Here is a 25171-nt window from a genome sequence, read left to right as displayed (position 1 = left end):
AATGGACATCGATCTTCCCGACGTGCTCGCCGAGGTCACCGCGCAGTTCGCGCGCTACGAGCAGGCACTGGTCACCAACGACGTCGCCGTGCTCGACGAACTGTTTCGCGACGACAAGCGCACGCTGCGCTACGGCATCGGCGAGAACCTCTACGGCTACGCCGAGATCATGGCGTTCCGCGCCGCGCGCTCGCCGGTCGGGCTGATGCGCAAGATCGACCGCACCGTGATCACGACGTACGGGCGTGACACCGCTGTTGCCTCGACGTTGTTCTATCGCGAGTCGACGCCGGGCAAGGTCGGGCGGCAGATGCAGACGTGGATACGCTTTCCCGAGGGCTGGAGAATCGTCGCTGCCCATGTCAGCGTCATCGACCAACCCGAGGCGGTTTGAAGGGGCGCTTACGGCATGAGCCTCGACGATTTTCCGTCACGCGTCACGCAGCCGGCCGGCGCCGAGCCGGAGCCTGCCGTGCGCCGCGTCGACCGTCCGTCGCAGCTCGCCGACAAGATCACCCGCGCCGAGGAACTGCGACTGCAACTCGCCGACGAGATCGTGCGCGGCACGCTGCCGCCGGGCGCAGCGCTCGACGAAACCGACATCGCCCGCCGCTTCAACGTCTCGCGCACCCCGGTGCGGGAGGCGCTGCGGCAGCTGGTCGCCAGCGGTCTGGTCGACGCCCGGGCGCATCGCGGCGCGGTGGTGGCGCGGCCCTCGCTGGACCGCCTCACCGGCATGTTCGAGGCGATGGCCGAGCTGGAGGCGATCTGCGCCGGCCTTGCCGCCGAGCGGATGACGCCGGCGGAGCGCCATACGCTCGAGGCGATCCATGAGGAATTGCGGGCGCTAAGCTACACCGGCAATCCCGAACGCTTCCACGAGGTCAACGAGCGCTTCCACAATGCGATCTATGCCGGATCGCAGAACACCTATATCGCGGAGATGACGCTGGCGACGCGGGTACGCGTGCAGCCGTTCCGCCGTGCCCAGTTCCGCAATCTCGGACGTCTCGCAAAATCCCACGCCGAGCACGACCGCGTCGTCGTCGCCATCCTGCGCGGTGACAAGACAGGCGCTGCGGCTGCGATGCGCGCCCATATCGAGCAGGTGCGCGGGGAGTACGAGACCTACGCGGTGTCGGTGTAGCTTCTCTTACCTCGCCCCGCTTGCGGGGAGAGGTCGGATCGCATCGACAGATGCGATCCGGCTGAGGGGGTACAGGTCTGTCCAAGCGTAGTGCTCGCGGAGAGATGCCCTCACCCCAGCCCTCTCCAAGAGCGGGGCGAGGCAGCACACCGCTGCAGCGGTTACGCTTTCGCCCGCTCCGCCATGAACGCGCGCCAGCCGCCATAGGCCGAAATATCCTTCGCGTCGCCGATCGCGGCAGGCTCGACGATGAACCCCTTGGCCTGCCGTCCATCCACCAGCCTGATCGTTCCGATCGACAGCGGCGGCGGGATTGCGGCGACGAATCTGCCGAACGCGGCCGGCGACATCGCCCACAGCTCGAGCTTGATCGATGCGCCCGCGCCGGCCTCGATGCGCAGCATGCCGGGCTTCGGCGGCGTGGTGTCGAGTGCGTAGAGCCTGTAGTCGGGCGCCGTCGCTGTCTCTTCCAGCAGCCGCGCCTCGAGCGCCGTCAATTCATGGTTCAGCGCCATGCCGGAGAGATGCGCGCCGACCACCGCGATCGTGATCTCGTTGGGATGGGCCTGCGCCGGCACGGTGGCGAGCGGCGGTTGCGGAAGCGATTTGGCGCCCAGGGTGAGCCCGGTGTCGGCGTGGAAGATGCGGCCGATGCTGGCCAGCGCCGCGTCGCAGCCGGCGGGCGCCAGCAGCGTGATGCCGAATGGCGTGCCGTCGGGTCGCATCGCTGCCGGCAGCGCCAATCCGCAGAGGTCGAGCAGGTTGACGAAATTGGTGTAGGTGCCGAGCCGGGAGTTGAGCTCGATCGGGTTGGCCAGCACGTCGGCGGTGGAATAGACCGTCGGCGCGGTCGGCAGTACGATCGCATCGAGTTGGGCAAATGTCCGCTCGGAGACACGACGCAACGCTTCCAGCCGGTAAAGCGCGGCGAATGTATCGGCTGCGGTCGGCCGCGCACCGCCGGTCGTGATCTCGCGCGTCACCGGATGCACGGCCTCGGGCGACGAGGCCAGCAGGTCGCGGATCACGAGATAGCGCTCGGCGACCCATGGCCCCTCATAGAGCAGCCGCGCGGTTTCGTAGAACGGCTCGAGGTCGAATTCGACGAGTTGGGCGCCGAGCGTCTGCCAGCGCTTGCAGGCCTCGCCATAGGCTTGCTCGGCTGCGCGGTCGCCGAAGAACTTCAATTGGCCGCTCTCGGGGACGCCGAGCCTCAGCTTTGACGGAAACGCTGCGAGGCCACCCAGCGGCCGGTCGCGCGAGAACGGATCGGCATCGTCAGGCCCCGCCATCACGGCGAGCGCCGCCGCGGCGTCATCGACCGTCAGCGAGAACACCGAGATGCAGTCGAGCGTGCGGCACGCCGGCACGACGCCCGCGGTCGAGATCAGCCCGAGGCTCGGTTTCAGGCCGACGATGTTGTTGAGCATCGCCGGCACACGGCCGCTGCCTGCGGTGTCGGTGCCGAGCGCGAGCGGCACGAGGCCGGCGGAAACCGCGACCGCCGAGCCCGAGCTCGATCCACCCGGCACGAGATCGTCGTGCACCGGATTTTTCGGAATGCCATAGGGCGAGCGCACGCCGACGAGGCCGGTGGCGAACTGGTCGAGATTGGTCTTGCCGATGATGATGGCGCCGGCCGCACGCAGTTTTGCAACCGCGGTCGCATCGCGCGCCGGCATGTAGGAGAAGGCCGGGCAGGCAGCGGTGGTCGGCAGGCCCGCGACGTCGATATTGTCCTTCACCGCGACCGGCACGCCGTAGAGCGGCAGCGCCTTGTCGGTGAGCCGCTCGGCCTCGGCGATCGCGTCCTTCTCGTCGCACAGACTGATGAAGATGGCGGGATCATTGTGCTCGCGGATGCGCTGATAGCAGCGCGTCACGGTTTGGGCCGGGGTCATGGTGCCGGCGCGGTGCGCGGCGAGGATCGCGGCGACGGTTTCAGTCACGTGTTCGGCCCCATCGGTTGAACGGCAAGGCGCAGCGGCCTTGCGAAGGAATCGTCGCCTCAGCGAAGCAAGCAGTGTGCCATTGTGTACAATTGGTGCGCGCTCCTCTGTTAGGCGATTATGCCATTATTTCAGTATCTTGAAGTAAACACTCGGAATCGGGGCTGACTTGCGCGCAAGAGCGGCTGCCTAATTATTGGGCCGGGGCCGTCCGTCAAACGCACGCGCGCAAAATTGTTGTTGACGACAACAATTCGGGATGCGCAACACTGTGATCAAAGAGCCTGGCCGGGTGCTGCGCGTTGCGCATGGTCCCGCAAGACACGGGCGAGGAGGAAATCATGACGATTGCCGCCAGCCGCGGTAACGATCCGCAAAGCCTGTTCGCGACGCCCGCGATCATCGCCGACCGCCGTGCGGACGGCAGCATCCTTGTCCGCTCCACCGTGCCCTTAAAGGCGAGCGCCCGCTGCGTCGGCGACTGGCTGGAGCAGTGGGCGCGGCAGGCGCCGGACCGCATCTTCCTCGGCGAGCGCGCCAAGACAGATCTACCCTGGACCACCGTCAGCTATCGCGATGCGCTGCGGATCGTCCGTGCGGCAGCATCCTGGATCCTGGCGCAGGGGCTGAGCGCGGAGCGGCCGCTCGTCATCCTCTCCGACAACAGCATCGATCACGCGCTGTTCGCGCTGGCGGCCCAGCATGTCGGCGTGCCCTCGGCGGCGATCTCGCCGGCCTATTCGCTGATGTCGAAAGATTTCGACAAGCTGAAGGGCATGATCGGATTGCTCGAACCCGGAGCGATCTATGTGGCGGGTACCAGGCCGTTCGCGGCGGCGCTGGCCGCGATCAGGCCGCTGCATCGGGCCACCATCGTCAGCGGCAATCCTGACGACACGGATGCGCTGCCGTTCCCTAAGGTTGCCGCGACACCCGAGACGCCGGACGTCGCAAGCGCGTTCGCTGCGGTGACGCCGGACACAATCGCAAAATTCCTGTTCACCTCGGGCTCGACAGGCACGCCGAAGGCCGTGATCAACACCCAGCGCATGCTGACCTCGAGCCAGCAGGCCAGGGCGCAGACTTGGACCTTCCTCGAGCAATCCGGCGACGAGTTCGTCATTCCGGATCACCTCGTGATCCTGGATTGGCTGCCGTGGAGCCACACCTTCGGCGCCAACCACAATTTCAACCTGGTGCTGCGCAACGGCGGCACGCTCTATATCGACGGCGGCAAGCCGGCGCCCGGCCTGTTCGCGACCTCGCTCGCCAATTTGCGCAGCGTGGTGCCGACGGTCTATTTCAACGTGCCGCGCGGTTTCGACATGCTGATCGCGGCGCTGCGCAGCGACGAGGAGTTGCGCCACAAATTCTTCGAAGGCACCAAGTTCGCCTTCTATGCCGGCGCGGCGCTGCCGCAGAATCTCTGGGATGCGCTGGAGGAATTGTCGCTGAAAGCGGTCGGCAGCCGCCTGCCGATGGTCTCGGCCTGGGGCTCGACCGAGACCTCGCCGCTCGCGACCGATTGCCATTTCCTCGCCGAACGCTCGGGCAATATCGGTGTGCCGATTCCCGGCACCGAGCTGAAGCTGGTGCCGTCGGGCGACAAGCTCGAGGTCCGCGTGCGCGGGCCGAACGTCACGCCCGGCTACTGGAAGGCACCCGAGCTGACGGCGCAGGCGTTCGACGCGGACGGCTTTTACCGGATCGGTGATGCCGTCACCTTCGCCGATCCTGAGAGGCCCGAGCTTGGCCTGTTCTTCGACGGCCGCGTCGCCGAGGATTTCAAACTCAATTCTGGCACCTGGGTCAGCGTCGGCACGCTGCGCATCGCCGGCATCACGGCGCTGGCGCCGTTGGCGCAGGACATCGTCGTGGCCGGCCACGGCCGCGACGAGGTGCGCTTCCTGGTGTTCCCGAATCTTGCCGCCTGCCGTGCACTGGCTGGCCTCGCCGAGACCGCGGATGCCGGTGAGGTGATCGGCCACGCGGCGATCCGCGCCGCGATTGCGCAGGGTCTGGCCAAGCTGAAAGCGCAGGCCGGCCATTCCTCCGGCCACGCCACGCGCGCGCTGCTGCTGGCCGAGCCGGCCTCGGTCGACGGCGGCGAGATCACCGACAAGGGCTACATCAACCAGCGCGCCGTACTGACCCGCCGCGCCGCTGCGGTGGCGGTACTGGAGGATGACTCGTCGGCTGAGCCGATTGCGTGCACGAGCGCCGATGGATGGGTTCCCTCCCCCTTTGCGAGGGAGGGCAATCGCATATGAAAACTCTGGTGGCGCCAGTATCGGCAGTCGGTTCCCTCTCCCGCTTGCGGGGGAGGGTTGGGGTGGGGGTCTCTCCACGAATCATACTGTGGAAATAGCCCCCACCCGGATCGCATCTGCATGCGATCGGCCTCCCCGCGCAAGCGGGAGACGCGAAGCGAGCACCGGCTCATCCAGCGCCCTTCATATGCGATTGCCCTGCCCGCAAGGGGGGAGGGAGCCTGATCCGCGTGCTCACCTTACACTCCCCTTTTGGGACGTGACGCAGCGCGTCACGGTTTTTAGTTGCTAAGGCAACTAAGCTGTGCGAGTTTCCGCGGCAATGAGCAGGGCCGGTCAACGGCCACGCGCTATCGGAGGAAACAATATTGCGCGGTGTGGCGCGAACAGCACGGACGGTCGAGAGCTTAGACAATGCCGCGGCACCGCAGGGTCCCGAGCGCGGCCCGGCTGTGCCGTCAGGTCGTGCTTTGTCCGGTCACGGCGCCGAGATTCTCGTGCAGCCGGCGCAGCAGGTCGATCAGCACCTCGCGTTCGTCCTTCTTCAGGCAGGACAGCAGCCGTCGTTCGCGCTCCAGCGCCGCGACGATGACCTTGTCGTGCACCGCGCGTCCCCGCGCCGTCAGCGTGATCGAATGGGTGCGGCCGTCGTCCGGCGCGGTGCGGATCGTCAAGAGGCCGCGCTTTTGCATCGCCGCGAGGTTGCGGCTCACCGGTCCCTTGTCGAAGCCGATCACCTGGCAGATCCGGGAGGCCGGAATGCCAGGCTCGATCGCAAGCTGCGAGATGATCCGCCACTCGGTGACGTTGACACCGAAATTCTTCTGATAATAGGCAGTGGCGCTGTTCGACAGCTTGTTGCCGATGAAGGTGATGAACGCCGGCACATAACGGTTGAGGTCGAGCAGCAGGCCGTCCGCGGCATCGGCGGGATCGGCCGGTCTCGGCCGGCGGGGCTTTCGGGGGAGGGGCTGGCTGCTCATCTCTCAAATCATCGCTGCGAAACTGCCCGCGAGCAATAGACATGCGGCGCATGTTGACAAGATCAAACCTCCGGAGGTCCCGATGACTGCAGCAACCGGCGCGTCCGTCCCGCATCTCGACGTCGATCCGTTCGCACTCGAGTTCTTTGCCGATCCGTTCCCGACCCATGAGCGGCTGCGCGAGGCCGGGCCGGTGGTCTATCTCGACAAGTGGAACGTCTATGGCGTGGCGCGCTATGCCGAGGTCCATGCCGTCCTGAACGACCCCGCGACCTTCTGCTCCAGCCGCGGCGTCGGCCTCAGCGATTTCGCCAAGGAGACGCCGTGGCGGCCGCCGAGCCTGATCCTGGAAGCCGATCCGCCGGCCCACACCCGCACCCGCGCGGTGCTGAGCACCGTGCTGTCCGCGACCGTGATGAAGCAGCTTCGCGGGCGATTTGCCGCCGCTGCGGAGGCCTGTATCGACGCGCTGCTGGAGAAGCGCCGCTTCGACGCGATCGAGGATCTCGCGGAAGCCTATCCGCTGTCGATCTTCCCGGATGCGCTGGGCCTGAAGCCGGAGGGCCGCGAGCACCTGCTGCCCTATGCGAGCCTGGTATTCAACGCCTTCGGTCCGCCGAATGAGCTGCGCAAGGAGGCGATCGAACGCTCGGCGCCGCACCAGGCCTATATTGCCGAGCAGTGCCAGCGCGACAACCTCACCCCGGGCGGCATCGGCGCCTGCATCCACGCCCATGTCGATGACGGCGCCATCACCGCCACCGAGGCGCCGCTGTTGGTGCGCTCGCTGCTGTCGGCCGGCCTCGACACCACCGTCAACGGCATCGGCGCCGCGGTCTATTGCCTCGCGCGGTTCCCTGACCAGTTCGAGAAGCTGCGCAGCGATCCGACGCTGGCGCGCAATGCCTTCGAGGAGGCCGTGCGGTTCGAAAGCCCGGTCCAGACCTTCTTCCGCACCACCACCCGCGAGGTCGAGCTCAGCGGTACCACCATCCCCGAAGGCGAGAAGGTGCTGATGTTCCTCGCCGCCGCCAACCGCGACCCGCGCCGCTGGGATCAGCCCGACACCTACGACATCACCCGCCGCACGTCGGGCCATGTCGGTTATGGCTCGGGCATCCACATGTGCGTCGGCCAGCTCGTCGCCCGTCTCGAAGGTGAAGTGATGATGGCGGCGCTGGCGCGGCGCGTCGCCAGCATCGAGATCTCTGGCGAGCCGAAGCGCCTTTTCAACAACACGCTGCGCGGGCTCACGAGCCTGCCGGTCGAGATCACGCCGGCCTGACGACAAAGTTGTTACCGGCAACGGACTGGCCCAGGAACGACACAAGGGAGGGGGACACGATGAAGGGCTTTGGAATGGGATTGGCGCTGGCATTGGCTTTCGCTGCGGGGAGTGCGCGCGCTGAAATTTCCGGCGACGTGGTGCGCGTCGGCGTGCTGAACGATATTTCCGGCATCTTCCAGGACACCAACGGCATGGGCTCGGTGGAAGCCGCGCGCATGGCGGCGGAAGATTTTGCCGGCGGCGGCAAGGGCATCAAGGTCGAGATCGTCTACGCCGATCACCAGAACAAGGCGGACGTCGGCTCGGCCATCGCGCGCAAATGGCTCGACGTCGAAGGCGTCGATGCCATCGTCGACGTGCCGAACTCGGCCGTCGGTCTCGCCATCAACACCATCCTGCGCGACACCAGGATGACGTTCCTGGCGTCGTCGACCGCAAGCTCCGACCTCACCGGCAAGGCCTGCTCGCCGAACACCATTCAATGGGTCAATGACGCCTGGGCCACCGGAAACACCACCGCGGCCGCGATGATGCAGCGTGGCGGCAACGACTGGTACTTCGTCACGGTCGACTATGCACTCGGCAAGGGCATCGAGGCTGAAGCCACCAATTATATCGAGAAGCACGGTGGTAAGGTCTTGGGATCGAGCAAGCATCCGCTCGGCACGTCGGACTTCGCCTCGTTCCTGCTGCAGGCGCAGAACTCGAAAGCAAAAGTGATCGGCCTCGCCAATGCCGGCGGCGACACCATCAACGCGGTGAAGCAGGCCGCCGAGTTCGGCATCCAGCAGGGCGGCCAGACCATGGTGGCGTTCTTGCTGTTCGTGAACGACATCCACGGCATGGGCCTGAAGGTCGCGCAGGGCCTACAGCTGCTCGAAGCGTTTTATTGGGACATGAACGAGGACACCCGCGCGTTTGCAAAACGCTTCGCCGCGCGTCCCGGCATGAACGGCAAGATGCCGAGCGGCAACCAGGCCGGCGTCTACGCCTCGACGCTCGCCTACCTCAACGCGGTGGCCGCCACCGGCAGCGACGACGCCAAGATGGTGGTGCCGCAGATGAAGACGTTCAAGGGCAAGGACAAACTGTTCGGCGACACCACGATCCGCCAGGACGGCCGCGTCATCCATCCGATGTATCTGTTCGAGGTGAAGAAGCCGGAGGAGTCGAAATACCCCTACGACTACTACAAGCAGATCGCGACCATCCCGGCCGAGCAGGCGTTCCGTCCGCTGGCCGACGGCGGGTGCTCGTTGGTGAAATGATGCGATAGCCGCTTTGCCTCGCCTCGCTTGCGGGGAGAAGCCGGATCGCATCGTAGATGCGATCCGGGTGAGGAGCCTTCGCGACTCCCGCTCAGCGTCCTCCCGGAAACTCCCCCTCATCCCGACCTTCTCCCCGCAAGCGGGGAGAAGGAGAAGATCACGGCGCCACCTTGCTGCTGCCCTGGGTGATCAGCCGTGCCGCGCGCTGGTTGCGGGCGTGGATCCAGAGCCAGCTCAGCGCGACGCTGAGGCGGTTGCGCAGGCCGATCAGGAAGTAGATGTGGGCGATGCCCCAGATCCACCACGCGATGGTGCCGCGCAGCTTGAACTTGCCGAAGTCGATTACCGCGAGCCGCTTGCCGATCTGCGCCAGGCTGCCGGCATGCTTGTAGCGGAACGGCGGCAGCGTCTCGCCCTTGAGCCGCGCCTTGATCAGGGCTGCGGCATAGCGGCCCTCCTGTTTGGCGGCCGGCGCGATGCCGGGCACCGGATTGCCGTCGGCATCCTTGATGGTGACGGTATCGCCGACCGCGAAAATGTCGGGATGGCCAGGTACGGTCAGATCAGGCTCGACCTGCAGCCGCTGCGCGCGGTCGGCCGGCGCGTTCAGCCATTCGGCGGCGCGCGAGGCTCGCACGCCGGCGGCCCACACGATGGTGCGTGCGGCGAGTTTCTTGCCGCCATAGACCACGCCCTCGGCCGAACATTCGGTGACCGCTTCACCCAGCACCACCTCGACGCCGAGGCTCTCCAGCGCGCGGTGCGCGTAGGCCGAGAGATCGTCGGGAAAACCGGCGAGCACGCGCGGTCCCGCCTCGATCAGCACCACGCGCGCCATTCGCGTGTCGATATGGCGGAAGTCGCGCGGCAGCGTGTCCTTGGCGAGGTCGGCGATGGTGCCGGCCATCTCGACGCCGGTCGGACCGGCGCCGACCACGACAAAGGTCAACAGCGCCGCGCGGACCTGTGGATCGGTCTCGCGCTCGGCGCGCTCGAACGCCACCAGGATGCGCCGCCGCAGCGTGGTGGCATCCTCCAGCGTCTTCAGGCCGGGCGCGAACGGCTCCCATTCGTCATGGCCGAAATAGGCGTGGCGCGCGCCGGTGGCGAGGATCAGCGTGTCGTAGGCGATGCTGTCGCCGTCATCCAGCAGCACGCGCTTGTTGGCGGCGTCGACGCCGCCGACATTGGCGAACAGCGTCGTCACCTCGGGCCGGTCGCGCAAAAGGTAACGGATCGGCCAAGCGATCTCGCTGGTGGCGAGCGAAGCGGTCGCGACCTGGTAGAGCAGCGGCTGGAACAGATGATGGTTGCGGCGGTCGATCAGCGTGATCTCGACCGGGGCGCCCGACAGCCCGAAGGCGGCCTCCAGGCCGCCGAAACCGGCGCCGACGATCACCACACGATGAGGTTTGGCCGGCGCTTGCGTCATGACAGGTGACCTTGGGTCTGATGTCTCCACCTCTTGATTATGTGGTCATTCGGGCGTTCCTTCCAAGCGCCGATTGCCTATCGGGCGATAACCAACCGCTATCACGCGCTGGTTTCGGCGGTTTTCGCCGAGCTGAAGGCCGCAAGCCCGGACGGCGTGCGCTATCTGACGCTGCGGCTGGAAGACGACACCTTCGTGCATATCATCGAGAGCGCCGCCGAGGATGGCTCGAGCCCGATCCCGAAGCTGAGGGCATTCCAGGCGTTCCAGGACGGCATTCGCGACCGCTGCGTCGAGCCGCCGTTGCGGAGCGGCGCCACTGTCGTCGGCAACTATCGTATGCTGGACGAGTCCTGACCCGCCCCCGGAGCGCCATGATGCCGGCATCCTCTGCCGTCGAGCTCGACCAGCATCTCGCGGCGATGCGGCCAAGGCTGCATCGCTACTGCGCACGCATGGTCGGTTCGGTGCTCGACGGCGAGGACGTGCTGCAGGATGCGCTGATCAAGGCGGTGGAAGCGTTCGCTTCCGCCGCGCCGGTCGAGAACGTCGAGGCGTGGCTGTTCCGGATCGCGCACAACACCGCGCTCGATTTCCTCAGGCGGCGCAATCGCCAGGAGGCGCTGCATTCGGCCGAGGAGGTGGAGATGATTGCCGATCGGCTCGACGAGCTGGAACGCCGCCAGATCGCGGCGAGCAGTCTGCGCACCTTCATGCGCCTGCCGGTGGCGCAGCGCGCCAGCGTGATCCTGATGGATGTGCTCGGCTGCTCGCTTGCGGAGGTCTGCGGCATCATGGATTTCAGCCTGCCCGCGGTGAAGGCGGCGCTGCATCGCGGACGCACCCAGCTGCGCGCCTTCGCCTGCGAGGCAGACGATGCGCCGCGGCCCGGCCTGAAGGAGGCCGATCGCATCAGGCTGAATGCCTATGTCAGCCGCTTCAACGCCCGCGACTTCGACGCCATCCGCGCCATGATCGCCGACGATATCAGGCTCGATCTCGTCAATCGCACGCGGCTGAATGGCAAGGCCGAGGTGTCGCGCTACTTCACCAATTATGCGAAGGTTAGCGACTGGCACCTCGTTGTGGGCCAGGTCGAGCGACGTCCCGCGATACTGGCGTTCGACCCGCGCGAGCCGGATGCGCCGCCGAAGTCCTTCATGCTGCTGGACTGGTCGGCCGGCGAGGTCGCCGCGATTAGGGATTTCCGCCACGCGCCGTATGCGATCGACGGTGCGGAGTGGGCGGTGGATGGAGGGTGAGGGCCTTGCGGCCGGGCAAACCGGTCGAGCAAACTCGATGTCGTCCCTGCGAAAGCAGGGACGACGGTTGTGGGTAGGTTTATCGCGCCCGCCCGCCGAATTCGCCGCCGGCGACGCGGGCAATGCGGCTGGTGGCTGCCGCCGGCGTGCTGCTGCGGCGCCAAGAGCTTTCGTCGCCCGCTTCGTGCGGCAGCGGCGGCGGTTCCTCTTCAACGCTGGCGCCAGGCCAGAACAGCAGCGCGAGATTCAGCGCCGCATTGGCGAGCGCGCCGACCAGCGTGCCGGTCTGCTGGTAGGTCAGCGCATATTCCGGATATTTCTGCCCAACGATCCGGTCGATGATCATGAGCGCGACCCAGCCCGCCATCACGCAGACCGGATCCCATCCGATGTCACGCACCCGCATCGACTGGAGCATGAAGCAGATGGCGAGCAGGACATAGAAGGCGATCAAGAGTGGGGGGCTGTTCGATGCCTGCGCCAGCAGCACATCCCACCGGCCGCTCGACGGCACGTTGCCCGTGACGCCATAGGTGAGCATCATGAAGCCGAGGCCCGCCACGAAAGAGCAGAAGAAGAATGCCAAGCGGCCCATTCGGGCGTTGAAGCCGAAAATGTAATTCAACATGCGACCCGTCCCTTTGGGCGGAGCCTCACTCGGCGATGCTTTCAAGACCGTGAACCACGGGGTGCCGTGCCGCTGCGTGGTTTCGGATGGTTTTACCGATTGCGTAAAATTGCGCGGTCGTCATCAGGCCGGCGGCGACCCTGCCATCGCGGCTTCGATCGCGGCGGCGGTCCGCCGGTAATGCTCGGCCAGATGGCCGGCCGCATCGTCGCTGCGGCGGAGCGCGGCGTCCATGATCTGCTGATGCTCGGCGGTGACGTCGCGCGGCGGCGTGCCCGCGACCTGGCCGACCAGGCTCGGCAGCCGGTAGCGCTGGGTTTCGATATAGAGCTGGTCGGCCATGTCGAGCAGCCGCGGCGAGCCGCAATGCGCGATCAGCGCGTGGTGGAACTGGCGATGCCGCTCCTCCAGCGCCGCGACGTCGGCAGGGTCGGCCGTGCCTGAATTCCGCGCCATCCGTTCGACCTGGCGGCCCAGCGCATGGAAGGCGGCGACGATGCCGGCTTCCCAATCGTCGTCGCCGACGCGCATCGAGCGGCGCAGCGCCTCGCATTCGATCAGGATCCGCGTCTCGGTCGCGTCCCTGATCTCCTCGCGTGACAGCGGTGCGACCGAAAAGCCGCGCAGCGCGGTCGACAGCACCAGCCGCTCGGACTGCAGCCGCATCAGCGCTTCGCGCAGCGGGGAAAAACTCAGGCCGTAACGCTGCCGCAGCGCCTCGAGCCGCAGCGGCTTTCCCGCCTCCAGCACGCCCGCGACGATATCGGCGCGCAGGCGCTGATACGCCGCCTCGCCGAGCGTCGCAGGCTCGCCGGCCGCGTCGCCGCCGGCCATGTCCTTTGCGTCTACGGCCTTTCGGGCCGTTTTGGGAGGGAGTGCCATTCTTTCGAAAATTCTTGGTTGCGTCGAACAAAAAACTGATTTTATATGATTGCTATACCTAGGAGGTCGAAATGGCAACAGGATCTCGTGAGAACCACCGGGAGAACGTCGCCGGGCGAGCCAATGTCGAGGGCACGCCCGAGCTGCTTGCCTATTACGACCAGCTGGACAACCTCGATGCCGGCGCGCTGTGGACCGTCGCCAACAAGATCGAGCCATGGCAGCCCAAATCGTCATCTGTCCCGGTGCTCTGGCGCTACCAGGATCTGCGCCAGCACGTGCTGCGCTCGGCCGAACTGGTGTCGCCGGAGAAGGCCGGCCGCCGCGTCATCTATCTGAACAATCCCGGGCGCCGCGAGCATGCCGCCGCGGTCGGCTGGCTTTATTCCGGGCTGCAGGTGATGCATCCGGGCGAGGTGGCCTCGGCCCATGCGCACTCCGCCTCGGCGCTGCGCTTCATCATGGAAGGCAAGGGCGCCTACACCATCGTCGACGGCCACAAGCTGACGCTCGGCGCCAATGATTTCGTGCTGACGCCGAACGGCACCTGGCACGAACACGGCGTCGACAGCGACGGCACCGCCTGCATCTGGCAGGACGGGCTCGACATTCCCCTGGTGAATACGCTCGAGGCGAATTTCTACGCCGTGCATCCGAAGCTGCAGCAGGACATCGGCTATCCCGTCGACGACATGACCCACACGTGGGGCAATCCGGGCCTGCGGCCGGCGGGCGCCGAATGGAGCAAGGGCTATTCGCCGCTGCTGAAATATGAGTGGGGCCCGACCTACGAGGCGCTGCAGCGCTACGGCAAGGCGAGCGACGGCTCGCCCTACGACGGCATCCTGATGAACTACGTGAACCCGGTCACCGGCGGATCTGTGATGCAGACGATCGGCGCGTCGATGCAGCTGCTGCGGCCCGGCGAGGCGACGCGGGCGCATCGCCATACCGGCGGCGTGATCTACCAGGTGGCGAAGGGCAGCGGCCACTCGATCATCGACGGCAAGCGTTTCGACTGGATAGAGCGCGATATCTTCTGCGTGCCGTCATGGGCCTGGCATGAGCATGCCAATGCCTCACCAAGCGACGATGCCTGCCTGTTCGCCTTCAATGACCTGCCTGTGATGCACGCCCTCGGTTTGTACCGCGAGGAAGCGTTCGGCGACAATGAGGGCCGCCAGAAGCCGGCCTCGTAGGGAAAGCAACCAAATGCGTCTTGTGACCTATCGCGCCGATGTCGAGGCCGCCGCACGTCTCGGTGCCGTCGTCGACGATCTCGTCGTCGACGTCGAACGTCTCGGCGCGCATGCCGACCTGCCGCTGCCGGCCGCGATGCTCGATCTGATCGATCTCGGACCTGTCGCGTGGAGGGCGCTGAAGACGCTGCTTGCCGAACACGCCGGCAAGTGGCCGGTGGGATCAGCGCTGCCCCTGGTGAACGCACGGCTACTGGCGCCGATCCCGCGGCCGCGGAAAAACATCTTCGGCATCGGGCTGAACTATGTCGAGCACGTCGCGGAATCCTCGCGCGCGCTCGACACCGCGAAGGAATTGCCGAAGCAGCCGGTGATCTTCTCGAAGCCCCCGACCTCCGTGATCGGTCCCGATGAGGCGATCGAGCACAACAAGGCGATCACGCAGCAGCTCGATTGGGAAGTCGAGCTCGCCGTGGTGATGGGCCGCACTGCGCGCCGCGTCGCGGAGGCCGACGCGCTCGGCTTCGTGTTCGGCTACAGCGTGCTGATCGACGTCAGCGCCCGCGACAACCGCCGCGCCGGCCAGTGGATCTACTCCAAGGGGCAGGACACCTATGCGCCGTTCGGGCCCTGCATCGTGACCGCGGACGAGATATCGGATCCGCACGCGCTCGATCTCTGGCTCACCGTGAACGGCGTCGAGAAGCAGCGCTCCAATACCCGCCACATGCTGTTCAAGGTGCCGCATCTGATCTCAGACATCTCCGCCGCCATCACGCTGGAGCCGGGCGACATCATCGCGACCGGCACGCCGGATGGCGTCGGTGCTGGGCGCTCGCCGCAGGAATGGCTGTGGCCCGGCGATGTGGTCGAGGCCGGCGTCGCCGGCATCGGCCGGCTGCGTCATCCGGTGGTCGCGGTCTGAGCGGGTGCAACATGCTGTTCGACATGGAGACCCTGGAAGCCGCGAGCCGCTACAAGATCCTCACCGCCACCGTGACGCCGCGGCCGATCGCCTGGGTGACGACGCTGTCCGAAGACGGCGTCGTCAATGCGGCGCCCTACAGCTTCTTCAACGTGCTGGGTCACGAGCCGCCGACGCTGGCGATCGGGCTGCTCGCCGGGCCGGGACGTTTCAAGGACACCGCGACGAATATTCTGGCAACCGGCGAGTTCGTGGTGAACCTGGTGTCCGAGGCCAACGCCGCGGCGATGAATGTCACCTGCATCGATGCTCCGCCCGAGATCGACGAGCTGGCGCTCGCCGGCCTCACTGCGGCTGCCTCCCACAAGGTGCGGCCGCCGCGCATCGAGCAGTCGCCGGTGTCGTTCGAGTGCCGTGTGCTATCGTCGATGGTCACGGGGCCCCGGCAGACCGCTGTCATCGGCCGCATCGTTAGCGCCCATGTTGACGATTCGGTGGTGCAGGATCGCGAGCGCTGCCACATCGACACGCCAGCCCTGCAGTTGATCGGCCGCATGCATGGCAGCGGCTGGTACGCCCGCTGCACCGATCTGTTTCAGATGGACCGGCCGAGCTGGGCCGAATGGCAGCGCCGCGGCGATGCCCAGCCGGTGGAATCGCAGCCGCGTCTCGTGCCGTGATGGCGGTCGGCGCAGGCGCGGGAGGCGTGGCACCTGCGACAATCGTTGCCCCCGCAACCGGCATTATATTTCTTGCCACGGCCGAATTAGACGAATTATGATGCAAGGTGCTGGAGTATGCGCCGAAGGTTCTAAAGCAGCGCCGTCGGTTCGTGCTTGCTGCATACTTGCGATATCGCGCACAAAACAGATCACGAGAACCGCGCGAACAAGCATGGCGCCAGGCCGGCTTCCAAGGGCCTGGCGGGAAATTTTGGTTCAGGAGGGGAGTGAATATGAAGAAGGCATTTTGGCTGGCAGGCGCCATGGCACTGGCGCTGGCGCAGCCCGCGTCGGCGGCTGACAGCATCAAGATCGGCTTTGTCTCGACCTTCAGCGGCCCGACTGCCGTTATCGGCAACGACATGCGCAATTCCTTCGAGCTCGCGCTCGACCATCTCGGCCGCAAGATGGGCGGCAAGCCGGTCGAGGTGATCTACGAGGACGACCAGCAGAAGCCCGACGTCGGCAAGCAGAAGACCGAGAAGCTGGTGCAGTCCGACAAGGTGGATTTCATCGTCGGCTACATCTGGTCGAACGTGCTGCTGGCTTCGCTGAAGACTGCGGTCGACAGCAAGACCTTCCTGATCTCGGCCAACGCCGGTCCGTCGCAGCTCGCCGGCGAACTGTGCTCACCCTACGTGTTCTCGACCTCCTGGCAGAACGACCAGACGCCCGCCGCGATGGGCCTCTACATGAACCAGAAGGGCGTCAAGTCGGTGTTTTTGATCGGCCCGAACTATGCCGCCGGCAAGGACATGCTCGCGGGCCTCAAGAGCACCTTCAAGGGCGAGGTGGTCGGCGAGGAATATACGGTGTGGCCGAGCCAGCTCGACTTCTCCGCCGAGCTTTCCAAGGCGCGCAACTCCAAGGCCGAGTCGATCTTCGTGTTCTATCCGGGGGCCGCCGGCGTCCAGTTCCTCAACCAGTATGCGCAGGCCGGCATCAAGCAGCAGATCCCGCTGTACACCGCGTTCACGATCGACGAATTGTCGCTGCCGCTGCAGAAGGACAATGCGATCGGCATTCCCGGCGCGCAGGAATGGGTCAACGACCTCCCCAACGCCGAGAACAAGAAATTCGTCGAGGACTACCGCAAGAAATACACCAATCTGCGCCCGACCTATTACGGCGCCCAGGCCTATGACGCCGCGCAATTGATCAACAGCGCCGTCGTCGCGGTCAAGGGCGACCTCAGCAAGAAGGACGCGATGAAGGCCGAGATGGAGAAGGCCAACTTCAAGTCGCTGCGCGGCCCGTTCAAATACGGCAACAACCACATCCCGATCCAGAATTTCTATTTGCAGGACGTGGTCAAGGACGCCGACGGCCAGCTCTCGCTGAAGACGGTCGCCACCATCGTCAAGGACGACCAGGACCGCTTCCACGACAAGTGCCCGATGAAGTGAGCTTTCTTGGCGCGCCGATTGCTTCTTAGTCAACTTGCCCCGCCTGCGGGGAGAGGTCGATCGCGAAGCGATCGGGTGAGGGAGACTCTCCACGAATCTGGTCGCGGAACAGCCCCTCACCCCAATCTCTCCCCGCGAAGAGCGGGGAGAGGGAGAACGCGCAGCGTGCAATGCGTCGGCGCGCGACCATCCCTGCTTCGCCTAAGGATGACATAGCCTCACGATGTATCTCGTCGTCGAACAACTGTTGAACGGCCTGCAATTCGGGCTCCTGCTGTTCCTGCTGGCAGCCGGCCTGACGCTGGTGTTCGGCATCATGGATTTCGTCAATCTGGCGCATGGCTCGCTCTACATGATGGGCGCCTATTTCGCGGCGACCTTCGTGGGATGGACCGGCAGCTTCGTCCTCGGCGCGCTGATGGCGCTCGGCGCCACGCTGCTGCTCGGCATCGTGCTGGAATTTGTCGCGCTGAGACATCTCTACGGCCGCGATCATCTCGACCAGGTGCTGGCAACCTTCGGCCTGATCCTGTTCTTCAACGACGCCGTCCGGCTGATCTGGGGCCCGGCCGGCCTCGCGCTGCCGCTGCCGGCCTGGCTGACCGTGCCGGTGCAGATCATCCCCGGCGTATACTACCCGGCCTACCGGCTCATGATCATCGTCGTCGCGCTCCTGGTCGCCGCGCTGCTCTATCTCGTCGTGATGCGCACCCGCATCGGCATGCTGATCCGCGCCGGCGCCTCCAACCGCGAGATGATCGGGGCGCTCGGCATCAACATCAAGCTGCTGTTCACCTTGGTGTTCGGCTTAGGGGCCGCGCTCGCCGGCCTTGCCGGGCTGATGCAGGCGCCGATCCTCACCGTGCAGATCGGCATGGGCGAGAACATCCTGATCCTGGCCTTCGTGATCATCGTGATCGGCGGCATCGGCTCGATCCGCGGCGCGTTCATGGCAGCGATCTTCGTCGGCATCATCGACACGATGGGCCGCGCCTTCCTGCCGGACCTGCTGCGCAAGGTGCTGAGCGGGGCTGCGGCCTCGACCGCGGCGCCGGCGCTGTCCTCGATGCTGATCTATCTCCTGATGGCGATCGTGCTCATCGTGCGGCCGGAAGGGCTGTTTCCGGCGGCCAAACGATGAAGATGCCCAAGCTCAGCGCCTCCACCGCCGTCGCGGCGGCCGTCTGCGCCGCCCTGGTGCTGCTGCCGGTCTATTCGGCCGTCACCGGCAACATCTTCATTCTCACGATGTTCACCCGCATCGTGATCCTGGCGCTGGCCGCGGCGAGCCTGAACCTGATCATGGGATATGGCGGCATGATGAGCTTCGGCCATGCCGCCTATCTCGGCATCGGCGGCTATGCGGTCGGCATCCTCGCCGCCGAGGGCTTCGGTTCCGGCTTCATCCAGTGGCCGGTGGCGCTCGTCGTCTCCGCGCTGTTTGCCCTCGTGGTCGGCGCGCTCTCGCTGCGCACTCGCGGCGTCTACTTCATCATGATCACGCTGGCCTTCGCGCAGATGGCTTACTACATCGCCTCCGCGCTGTCGCGCTACGGCGGCGACGACGGGCTCACGGTCTACAAGCGCAGCGATTTCGCCGGCCTGATCAACCTGTCCAACCGCACCCAGTTCTATTATCTCTGCCTCGCCTGCCTGTTCGGCGGCCTCTATCTGATCTGGCGCATCGTCAATTCGCGGTTCGGCCTGGTGGTGCAGGGCGTCCGCTCCAACGAGCAGCGCATGCAGGCGATCGGCTTTCACGCCAACCGCTACCGGCTGGTCTGCTTCGTCATCGCGGGCACGATCTGCGGCCTGGCCGGTGCGCTGCTCGCCAACAACACCGACTTCGTCAGCCCGGCCGTGATGTACTGGACCCGCTCCGGCGACCTCATGGTGATGGTGATCCTCGGCGGCATGGGCTCGCTGTTCGGCCCGGTGATCGGCGCCATCGTCTTCCTGGTGCTGGAGGAGCTGCTGTCGCAGTTCACCGAATACTGGGCGTTGATCATGGGTCCGCTGCTGCTGCTGATCGTGCTGTTCGCGCGCGGCGGCATCATGGGCCTGCTCGGGAGGATGAGCCGTGGCTGATCCCTTGCTCCGCGTCGACAAACTGGTGCGCCGGTTCGGCGGCATCACCGCGACTGACAATTTGTCGATGGACGTCATGCCGGGAGAGCTGCACGCCATCATCGGCCCCAACGGCGCCGGCAAGACCACGCTGATCAGCCAGCTCACCGGGCAGCTGATGCCGAATTCCGGCAGCATCCATTTCGGCGGCCGCGACGTCACCGGCCTGCCGTCCTACAAGCGCAGCCGGCTCGGGCTGGCGCGCTCGTTCCAGATCACCTCGCTGCTGAAGGATTTTTCCGCGATCGACAACGTCGCGCTGGCGGCGCAAGCGCATGACGGGCACTCGTTCCGCTTCTGGGGCAATGCGCGCAAGGAGCGCCATCTGCGCGATGCCGCCCGCGCGGCACTGGAGCGCGTCGGGCTCGGCAAGCGCGCCGACATCGTGGTGTCGCAGCTCAGCCATGGCGAGCAGCGCGAGCTGGAGCTCGCGGTCGCGCTTGCGACCAGGCCGCAGCTCCTGCTGCTGGACGAGCCGATGGCCGGCCTCGGCGTCACCGAGTCCGCGCGGATGGTGGCGCTGCTCAAGGAGCTGCGCAAGGAAGTCACCATCGTGCTGGTCGAGCACGACATGGAGGCGGTGTTCGCGCTCGCCGACCGCATCACGGTGCTGGTCTATGGCCGCGTCATCGCCTGCGACGTGCCCGATGCGATCCGCAAGCATGAGGAGGTCAAGCGCGCCTATCTCGGCGACCAGCATGCGGTGACCCGCCATGACTGAAGCTAATTCGGCTGACACGCTGCTTGAAGTCGACGCGATCGAGACCTGCTACGGGCTGAGCCAGGTGCTGTTCGGCCTGTCGCTGCAGATCAAGGCCGGCGAGATGGTCGCGCTGATGGGCCGCAACGGCATGGGCAAGACCACGACCGTCCGCTCGATCATGGGCCTGACGCCGGCTCGCGCCGGCGCCATCCGCTTCGCCGGCGAGGCGGTGCGCGGCCTGCCGTCCTACAAGATCGCCAAGCTTGGCATCGGGCTGGTGCCCGAGGGGCGGCAGATCTTCCCGAACCTCACCGTGCGCGAAAACCTTATCGCCGCCTCGGGCAATCGGCTCGGTGTATCCGATCCATGGACGATCGAGAAGATCCACGCCCTGTTTCCGCGGCTCGCCGAGCGCACGAGCAACATGGGCGTCACGCTGTCCGGCGGCGAGCAGCAGATGCTGGCGATCGGCCGCGCGCTGATGACCAATCCGAAGCTGCTGATCCTCGACGAGGCCACCGAAGGCCTCGCGCCGCTGATCCGCGACGAGATCTGGAGCTGCCTGTCGATGCTCAAGGGCCGCGGTCAGTCGGTGCTGGTGATCGACAAGAACGTCGGAAACCTCGCCCGCATCGCCGACCGCCACTACATCATCGAGCGCGGCAAGACGGTGTGGAGCGGCACCAGCGAGCAGCTGGTCGCCGAGCCGGATCTGCAGCACCGGTATCTGGGGATTTGAGATTAAGGCGAAGTCTATCCCCGTCATCCTGAGGTGCGAGCCTCTTCGGCGAGCCTCGAAGGATGAGTCGGCCCGGCTGGTGGCCGTGCATCCTTCGAGGCTCGCAATGGCTCGCACCTCAGGATGACGGGCTTAACAGCGCAACATATCCGGCGTCGTCCCTGCGAAAGCAGGGACCCGTAACCACAGGTTGGATTGTTGGAGAACGCTGTAGCCCCAGCGCCGCGTAACCATCACCTTCGGTGGTTATGGGTCCCGGTCTTCGCCGGGACGACGAGAAGCTCAAAACATCTCGAAATATTCGCGGTGCTCCCAGTCCGACACTTCGGCCTGGAAGCGCTCGATCTCCGCGTTCTTGATGAAGACATAGTAGTCCACGAACTCTGGCCCCAGCGCTTCGCGGAAGAACGGGTCGTCGTTGAGCGCGAACACGGCTTCGCGCAGCGACTTCGGCAGCAGCGCGGCCTTGGTCTCGTAGGGCGTGTCGGCCGACGGGCCGGGATCGAGCGTGCGGTCGACGCCGTCGAGGCCGGAGAGGATCTGCGAGGCCATGTAGAGATAGGGATTGGCGGCCGGTTCGCCGATCCGGTTCTCCAGCCGCGTCGCCGGATCGCCGGCAGCCCCGAGCACGCGGATCATCACGCCGCGGTTGTCGCGGCCCCAGATCGCGCGATCCGGCGCCAGCGAATAGGAGCGGTAGCGCTTGTAGCCGTTGATGGTCGGCGTGGTGAACACGGTCGAAGCGCGCGCGTGCTCGATCAGGCCGGCAAGCCAGGCGCGGCCGAGCGCGCTCAAGGGTTCGCCGCCTTCCTCGGCCATGAAGACGTTCTCGCCGTTCGCGCGCGACACCAGCGATTGATGCAGGTGCCAGCCGCTGGCGAACACGTTCGGCAGCTTCGGCCGGCACATGAACGTGGCGTGATAGCCGTGGCGGCGCGCGATCTGCTTCACCGCGGAGCGAAACAGCACCATCGTGTCGGCCGGTGCGAGGCCTGTGGTCGGCGCAAAGGTGAACTCGCACTGGCTCGGGCCGAACTCGACCTCGACCGAGCGCAATGGCAGGCCGAGCGCGATGATGTCGCGGCGGATGATCTCCAGCGCCGGCTCCATCAAATCGTAGCGCTGCTCGGTGAGGTATTGGTAGCCTTGCGATAGCAGGCTCACCGACGGCGGCCGTCCCGGCTGGCCGGCATCCTCCGGCGCCATGTGCGCGTTGTCGAGCTCGAACAGATGGAATTCGACCTCGAGCCCGGCGACGAAGTCGTAGCCGCGGCTGCCGAGTTGATCGAGCACCCTGCGATAAAGGTTGCGCGTTGCGAACGGCACCGGCCGGCCGTCGCTGAAATAAAGGTCGCAGAGCACCCAGCCGGTGTTGTGCGCCCAGGGCAGTACGCGGAACGTGGTGGGGTCGGCGACCATCAGCACGTCGGCGGCGCCCTCCATCTCCTTCATGCCGAACCCACCGCCGGCAGTGAACACCGGAAACACCGTCTTGTGCGAGGTGTCCTTGGCCAGCATCGTCGTCGTGATCGAGCAGCCGCCCTCGAGCGCGCGCACCGCCTCGGACGCGATCAGCGTCTTGCCGCGCAGGATGCCGTGCTGGTCCGGGAACGACAGCCTGACGACTTCGAGGTTCTGCTCTTCGACGATGCGGCGCAGGCGCGCGGCTGCGTCCTTCTGCTCGTCCGACCAAAGCCCATGACGCTCGACGAAACTCACGGCATGGCTCCTTCTTCTCCCTCGCCCCGCTCTTGCGGGGAGAGGGTCGGGGTGAGGGGCTCTCTCCGCGAGTGGGACGTATCGATGGGCCTGTACCCCCTCACCCGGATCGCTGACGCGATCCGACCTCTCCCCACAGGCGGGGAGAGGCGAAGGGAGCCCTGCCGCGGGGCTGGAGCCGACATCACTCAGCCGCCGTCAGATGCTGCACCTTGCCTGCGATCTCGCGCGGCACGGGGGCGGCCCATGGCGCGCCGCGGCGGCGCTTGACGTCGACTTCCATCCAGTAGAGCTCCCAGCCCTGGGTCGGCCCGATACCGTCCATCGTCGCCGGGCCTTGGATGCTGCGCGCGGAGGCCTCGTCGAGGAACAGCATCGGCTTCTCGCCGCCGGCGACCTTCTCGATCTCCTGCCGCAGCAGGCGGCGATACTGCACGATCGCCTTGTCGCTCTGGCCGAGATGCTCGTTGGTGCGGTCCTGGATCGCGCCCATCGATTCCACCGCCCACTGGTCGTGGACGTTGATGTCGCTTCCCATGCCGGTGTAGGTCTCGGTCGCCTGCTCATGCGGATCGAAGCCGTAATCGTTGCTCTTGTTCTTGCGCGATTTGTAGTCCGGCAGCGTATAGAGCTCGAGCCGCTGGTCCCGCATCTTCTTCTTGTCGACTGGATTGGTGTAGCTGGTGAAGATCGCGTACCAGTAGCAGTTCTCGTCATCGACCGGCACGTGCCACTGCGTGATCGTCATCTCCGTCGACATCGGAATCACGAAGCCGTGCGGGAACAGCTGATTGGTGACGCGTACATGGGTGCGCTCGGCGTCGAGCTCGCGCAGCGCGATCAGGCGCAGGCCATATTCAGTGTGCTCGACATTGATGATCGGACGATCGTATTCGCGCAGGATTTTCGTCATCGGCATGTCGCTGCCGGCCGAGGCGCCGCGGAACTGCTTGCCGTAGGCCGCCGAGGTGTCCTCGTCCTCGAAGAAACGATGCAGATAGGACGCATGCGCCGGATCGATGCCGACCTCGAGCGCCTGCAGCCAGTTGCAGTTCATGTGACCCTTGAACGCGAACGTATGGCTGCCGGGCGCGACGAAGCAGTCGAGCTCCGGAAACGCCGGCGGTTCGCCTTCGCCGAGCCACGCCCAGAGGATGCCGCTCTTCTCGACCACCGAATAGGAGCGCTGGCGGATGCCCTTGCAAAGCTGCGATCCGGCTGGCTCGGCCGGCGTCTCGATGCACTGGCCGTTGGCGTCGAATAGCCAGCCATGGAAGGCGCAGCGCAGCCCGCCATTCTCCAGCCGGCCGAAGGCGAGGTCGGCGCCGCGATGCGCGCAGTGCCGATCGATCAGCCCGTAACGGCCGTCCCCGCTGCGAAACAGCACCAGGTTTTCGCCGAGCAGTTTGACGGGCCGCACCGGGCGCGGGCCGTCCAGCTCGTCGACCAGCGCCGCCGGCTGCCAGTAACTCCGCATCAGCTTGCCGCAGGGGTCCTTAGCCCCGGTGCGGGTGATCAGATCGTTCGCTTCCTGGCTCATCATGGCGGCGTCTCCTGATTTGGATTTGTTCGCCTATTGAACGAATGTGCGAATTATGCCATGTCCGTTAGGGACAGCAAGCGCAATTTTTGAACCGTTCAAAGCCGGAAGCCATGCCCAAGCTGAAGCGGACCGATCAGGACGAGCGCGCCACCGATTTCGTCGAGAGCCTCGATCGCGGCCTGCGTCTGCTCCAAGTGTTCGGCACCGTGACGGGGCCTGCGACCTTGAGCGATCTCGCCCGCGCCGCCGATTTGCCGCGCGCCACCGCGCGCCGCATCCTGTTCACGCTCGCGCATGGCGGCTTCGTCGCGACCGACGGCAAGCTGTTCACGCTGACGTCGCATGTGTTGACGCTGGCAGGTTCCTTCCTGCAATCCAACCAGGTGGTGACGGTGCTGCAGCCGGTGCTCGACCGCATCGCCACTGCAGCGCAGGAGATCGCCTCGCTGGCGCTGCTCGACGGCGACGACGTCGTGTTCGTCGCGCGTTCGAGTCCGACGCGGGTGTACTCCGGCGGTCTCGACATCGGTTATCGCCTGCCGGCGTTCTGCACCTCGGTCGGCCGCGCCATGCTCGGACGGCTTGACGATGAAGAATTGGCCGCGCGGCTGAAGGCGATGCGCCGCGAAGCCGTGACGCCGCAGACCGTCACCGATCCAAACAAACTCCTCACCACCATCATCGCTGATCGCGCGCAGGGCTACTCGCTGGTCGATCGCGAGGCCGAGCCGCATTTTCGATCGATCTCGGTCCCGGTGCGCCGCTACGACGGCACCATCGTCGCCGCGATCAACATGGGCGCGCACGTCGACCGCGTGCCGAAGCAGGAACTGATCGACCGCTTCCTGCCGCTGCTGCGCGAGGGCGCGGCGGATGTGAGGAGCCGGTTGCTGTAAACGGTTCGCCTCTGAGCCGCGTCGTCATTGCGAGCGAAGCGAAGCAATCCATGCATCCGTACGCGCGGAAAAGATGGATTGCT

Annotated in this window: 23 protein-coding genes; 16 read left to right on the top strand and 7 right to left on the bottom strand. The window is 65.9% G+C overall.

The features are described 5' to 3' along the window. The first annotated feature begins 1 nt into the window (after position 1). Both hpxZ and J6500_RS23190 read left to right on the top strand, forming a co-directional pair. The gene (gene hpxZ / locus J6500_RS23195) at positions 2-394 is read left to right on the top strand and encodes an oxalurate catabolism protein HpxZ (protein WP_225715015.1); all 393 of its coding nucleotides are present in this window, start codon (positions 2-4) and stop codon (positions 392-394) included. A gap of 15 nt (positions 395-409) precedes the next feature. Then, on the top strand, positions 410-1147 hold the full coding sequence (locus tag J6500_RS23190; RefSeq protein ID WP_225715014.1) for a GntR family transcriptional regulator: 738 nt from the start codon (positions 410-412) through the stop codon (positions 1145-1147). 161 nt (positions 1148-1308) lie between these two features. Here J6500_RS23190 and atzF read toward each other — a convergent pair whose 3' ends face one another. Beyond that, positions 1309-3096, bottom strand: coding sequence for an allophanate hydrolase (gene atzF, locus J6500_RS23185; RefSeq protein WP_225715013.1), 1788 nt, complete (start codon positions 3094-3096; stop codon positions 1309-1311). Between the two features lie 341 nt (positions 3097-3437). Here atzF and J6500_RS23180 point away from each other — a divergent pair, with 341 nt between their 5' ends. Continuing rightward, positions 3438-5366 carry a feruloyl-CoA synthase gene (locus tag J6500_RS23180; protein ID WP_225715012.1) on the top strand — a complete coding sequence of 643 codons (1929 nt, stop codon included), beginning with the start codon at positions 3438-3440 and terminating at the stop codon, positions 5364-5366. 458 nt (positions 5367-5824) lie between these two features. Here J6500_RS23180 and J6500_RS23175 read toward each other — a convergent pair whose 3' ends face one another. After that, positions 5825-6349, bottom strand: coding sequence for a MarR family winged helix-turn-helix transcriptional regulator (locus tag J6500_RS23175; protein ID WP_225715011.1), 525 nt, complete (start codon positions 6347-6349; stop codon positions 5825-5827). Between the two features lie 82 nt (positions 6350-6431). On the opposite strand from J6500_RS23175, the gene J6500_RS23170 reads away from it, so the two are divergent. Together J6500_RS23170 and J6500_RS23165 are read left to right on the top strand one after the other, a co-directional pair. Further along, positions 6432-7634: a cytochrome P450 gene (locus J6500_RS23170; protein ID WP_225715010.1), complete on the top strand. Its 1203-nt coding sequence runs from the start codon at positions 6432-6434 to the stop codon at positions 7632-7634. Between the two features lie 59 nt (positions 7635-7693). Further along, positions 7694-8905, top strand: a complete 1212-nt coding sequence (locus J6500_RS23165) for an ABC transporter substrate-binding protein (protein ID WP_225715009.1) — start codon at positions 7694-7696, stop codon at positions 8903-8905. A gap of 157 nt (positions 8906-9062) precedes the next feature. On the opposite strand, the gene J6500_RS23160 is transcribed toward J6500_RS23165, so the two are convergent. Then, positions 9063-10337, bottom strand: a complete 1275-nt coding sequence (locus tag J6500_RS23160) for an NAD(P)/FAD-dependent oxidoreductase (RefSeq protein WP_225715008.1) — start codon at positions 10335-10337, stop codon at positions 9063-9065. A 33-nt stretch (positions 10338-10370) separates the two neighbouring features. Between J6500_RS23160 and J6500_RS23155 the strand changes: the two genes are divergently transcribed. After that, positions 10371-10694, top strand: a complete 324-nt coding sequence (locus tag J6500_RS23155; RefSeq protein WP_225715007.1) for a hypothetical protein — start codon at positions 10371-10373, stop codon at positions 10692-10694. A gap of 20 nt (positions 10695-10714) precedes the next feature. Beyond that, a complete protein-coding gene (locus J6500_RS23150; protein ID WP_225715006.1) occupies positions 10715-11599 on the top strand; it encodes a sigma-70 family RNA polymerase sigma factor in 885 nt (294 codons plus the stop codon). A 79-nt stretch (positions 11600-11678) separates the two neighbouring features. On the opposite strand, the gene J6500_RS23145 is transcribed toward J6500_RS23150, so the two are convergent. Together J6500_RS23145 and J6500_RS23140 are read right to left on the bottom strand one after the other, a co-directional pair. Beyond that, positions 11679-12272 (bottom strand): hypothetical protein, encoded by a 594-nt coding sequence (locus tag J6500_RS23145; RefSeq protein WP_225715005.1) that lies wholly within the window; start codon positions 12270-12272, stop codon positions 11679-11681. 78 nt (positions 12273-12350) lie between these two features. Continuing rightward, positions 12351-13061 carry a GntR family transcriptional regulator gene (locus tag J6500_RS23140; protein ID WP_225715004.1) on the bottom strand — a complete coding sequence of 237 codons (711 nt, stop codon included), beginning with the start codon at positions 13059-13061 and terminating at the stop codon, positions 12351-12353. Between the two features lie 119 nt (positions 13062-13180). On the opposite strand from J6500_RS23140, the gene J6500_RS23135 reads away from it, so the two are divergent. From J6500_RS23135 to J6500_RS23100, 8 genes are all read left to right on the top strand, one after another. Continuing rightward, positions 13181-14308, top strand: a complete 1128-nt coding sequence (locus J6500_RS23135) for a cupin domain-containing protein (RefSeq protein WP_225715003.1) — start codon at positions 13181-13183, stop codon at positions 14306-14308. A gap of 13 nt (positions 14309-14321) precedes the next feature. Beyond that, complete coding sequence (locus tag J6500_RS23130; RefSeq protein WP_225715002.1) at positions 14322-15233, top strand: fumarylacetoacetate hydrolase family protein; 912 nt, start codon at positions 14322-14324, stop codon at positions 15231-15233. A gap of 11 nt (positions 15234-15244) precedes the next feature. After that, a complete protein-coding gene (locus tag J6500_RS23125; RefSeq protein ID WP_225715001.1) occupies positions 15245-15913 on the top strand; it encodes a flavin reductase family protein in 669 nt (222 codons plus the stop codon). A 275-nt stretch (positions 15914-16188) separates the two neighbouring features. Continuing rightward, the gene (locus tag J6500_RS23120) at positions 16189-17361 is read left to right on the top strand and encodes an ABC transporter substrate-binding protein (RefSeq protein WP_225715000.1); all 1173 of its coding nucleotides are present in this window, start codon (positions 16189-16191) and stop codon (positions 17359-17361) included. 223 nt (positions 17362-17584) lie between these two features. Beyond that, positions 17585-18502 carry a branched-chain amino acid ABC transporter permease gene (locus J6500_RS23115; protein WP_225714999.1) on the top strand — a complete coding sequence of 306 codons (918 nt, stop codon included), beginning with the start codon at positions 17585-17587 and terminating at the stop codon, positions 18500-18502. Between the two features lie 2 nt (positions 18503-18504). Further along, positions 18505-19449 carry a branched-chain amino acid ABC transporter permease gene (locus J6500_RS23110; RefSeq protein ID WP_376707847.1) on the top strand — a complete coding sequence of 315 codons (945 nt, stop codon included), beginning with the start codon at positions 18505-18507 and terminating at the stop codon, positions 19447-19449. After that, positions 19442-20209 (top strand): ABC transporter ATP-binding protein, encoded by a 768-nt coding sequence (locus J6500_RS23105; RefSeq protein WP_225714997.1) that lies wholly within the window; start codon positions 19442-19444, stop codon positions 20207-20209. Before J6500_RS23110 ends, J6500_RS23105 begins: the two co-directional genes overlap by 8 nt. Next, entirely contained in the window at positions 20202-20930 is a 729-nt protein-coding gene (locus J6500_RS23100; RefSeq protein ID WP_225714996.1) for an ABC transporter ATP-binding protein, read from the top strand. The genes J6500_RS23105 and J6500_RS23100 overlap by 8 nt, the downstream gene beginning before the upstream one ends. Before the next feature lie 282 nt (positions 20931-21212). Here J6500_RS23100 and J6500_RS23095 read toward each other — a convergent pair whose 3' ends face one another. Further along, complete coding sequence (locus tag J6500_RS23095) at positions 21213-22649, bottom strand: glutamine synthetase family protein (RefSeq protein ID WP_225714995.1); 1437 nt, start codon at positions 22647-22649, stop codon at positions 21213-21215. Between the two features lie 184 nt (positions 22650-22833). Next, positions 22834-24192, bottom strand: a complete 1359-nt coding sequence (locus tag J6500_RS23090) for an aromatic ring-hydroxylating dioxygenase subunit alpha (RefSeq protein WP_225714994.1) — start codon at positions 24190-24192, stop codon at positions 22834-22836. Between the two features lie 110 nt (positions 24193-24302). Between J6500_RS23090 and J6500_RS23085 the strand changes: the two genes are divergently transcribed. Beyond that, positions 24303-25088, top strand: coding sequence for an IclR family transcriptional regulator domain-containing protein (locus J6500_RS23085; RefSeq protein ID WP_225714993.1), 786 nt, complete (start codon positions 24303-24305; stop codon positions 25086-25088). Positions 25089-25171: the final 83 nt, after the last annotated feature.

This window comes from Bradyrhizobium semiaridum (genome assembly GCF_020329505.1).
Lineage (GTDB): Bacteria > Pseudomonadota > Alphaproteobacteria > Rhizobiales > Xanthobacteraceae > Bradyrhizobium > Bradyrhizobium semiaridum.
Note: the sequence above shows the minus strand (reverse complement) of the source record. Positions and strands in the feature narration are given on the sequence as shown.

Excerpts from the sequence above, each read along its gene's own strand:
- J6500_RS23165 (WP_225715009.1), top strand. The coding sequence starts at position 7,694 with ATGAAGGGCTTTGGAATGGGATTGGCGCTGGCATTGGCTTTCGCTGCG.
- J6500_RS23190 (WP_225715014.1), top strand. The coding sequence starts at position 410 with ATGAGCCTCGACGATTTTCCGTCACGCGTCACGCAGCCGGCCGGCGCC.
- J6500_RS23175 (WP_225715011.1), bottom strand. The coding sequence starts at position 6,349 with ATGAGCAGCCAGCCCCTCCCCCGAAAGCCCCGCCGGCCGAGACCGGCC.
- J6500_RS23090 (WP_225714994.1), bottom strand. The coding sequence starts at position 24,192 with ATGATGAGCCAGGAAGCGAACGATCTGATCACCCGCACCGGGGCTAAG.
- J6500_RS23125 (WP_225715001.1), top strand. The coding sequence starts at position 15,245 with ATGCTGTTCGACATGGAGACCCTGGAAGCCGCGAGCCGCTACAAGATC.
- J6500_RS23110 (WP_376707847.1), top strand. The coding sequence starts at position 18,505 with ATGCCCAAGCTCAGCGCCTCCACCGCCGTCGCGGCGGCCGTCTGCGCC.
- J6500_RS23100 (WP_225714996.1), top strand. The coding sequence starts at position 20,202 with ATGACTGAAGCTAATTCGGCTGACACGCTGCTTGAAGTCGACGCGATC.
- J6500_RS23115 (WP_225714999.1), top strand. The coding sequence starts at position 17,585 with ATGTATCTCGTCGTCGAACAACTGTTGAACGGCCTGCAATTCGGGCTC.
- J6500_RS23150 (WP_225715006.1), top strand. The coding sequence starts at position 10,715 with ATGCCGGCATCCTCTGCCGTCGAGCTCGACCAGCATCTCGCGGCGATG.
- J6500_RS23160 (WP_225715008.1), bottom strand. The coding sequence starts at position 10,337 with ATGACGCAAGCGCCGGCCAAACCTCATCGTGTGGTGATCGTCGGCGCC.
- J6500_RS23130 (WP_225715002.1), top strand. The coding sequence starts at position 14,322 with ATGCGTCTTGTGACCTATCGCGCCGATGTCGAGGCCGCCGCACGTCTC.
- J6500_RS23120 (WP_225715000.1), top strand. The coding sequence starts at position 16,189 with ATGAAGAAGGCATTTTGGCTGGCAGGCGCCATGGCACTGGCGCTGGCG.
- J6500_RS23180 (WP_225715012.1), top strand. The coding sequence starts at position 3,438 with ATGACGATTGCCGCCAGCCGCGGTAACGATCCGCAAAGCCTGTTCGCG.
- hpxZ (WP_225715015.1), top strand. The coding sequence starts at position 2 with ATGGACATCGATCTTCCCGACGTGCTCGCCGAGGTCACCGCGCAGTTC.
- J6500_RS23170 (WP_225715010.1), top strand. The coding sequence starts at position 6,432 with ATGACTGCAGCAACCGGCGCGTCCGTCCCGCATCTCGACGTCGATCCG.
- J6500_RS23135 (WP_225715003.1), top strand. The coding sequence starts at position 13,181 with ATGGCAACAGGATCTCGTGAGAACCACCGGGAGAACGTCGCCGGGCGA.
- J6500_RS23140 (WP_225715004.1), bottom strand. The coding sequence starts at position 13,061 with ATGGCCGGCGGCGACGCGGCCGGCGAGCCTGCGACGCTCGGCGAGGCG.
- J6500_RS23085 (WP_225714993.1), top strand. The coding sequence starts at position 24,303 with ATGCCCAAGCTGAAGCGGACCGATCAGGACGAGCGCGCCACCGATTTC.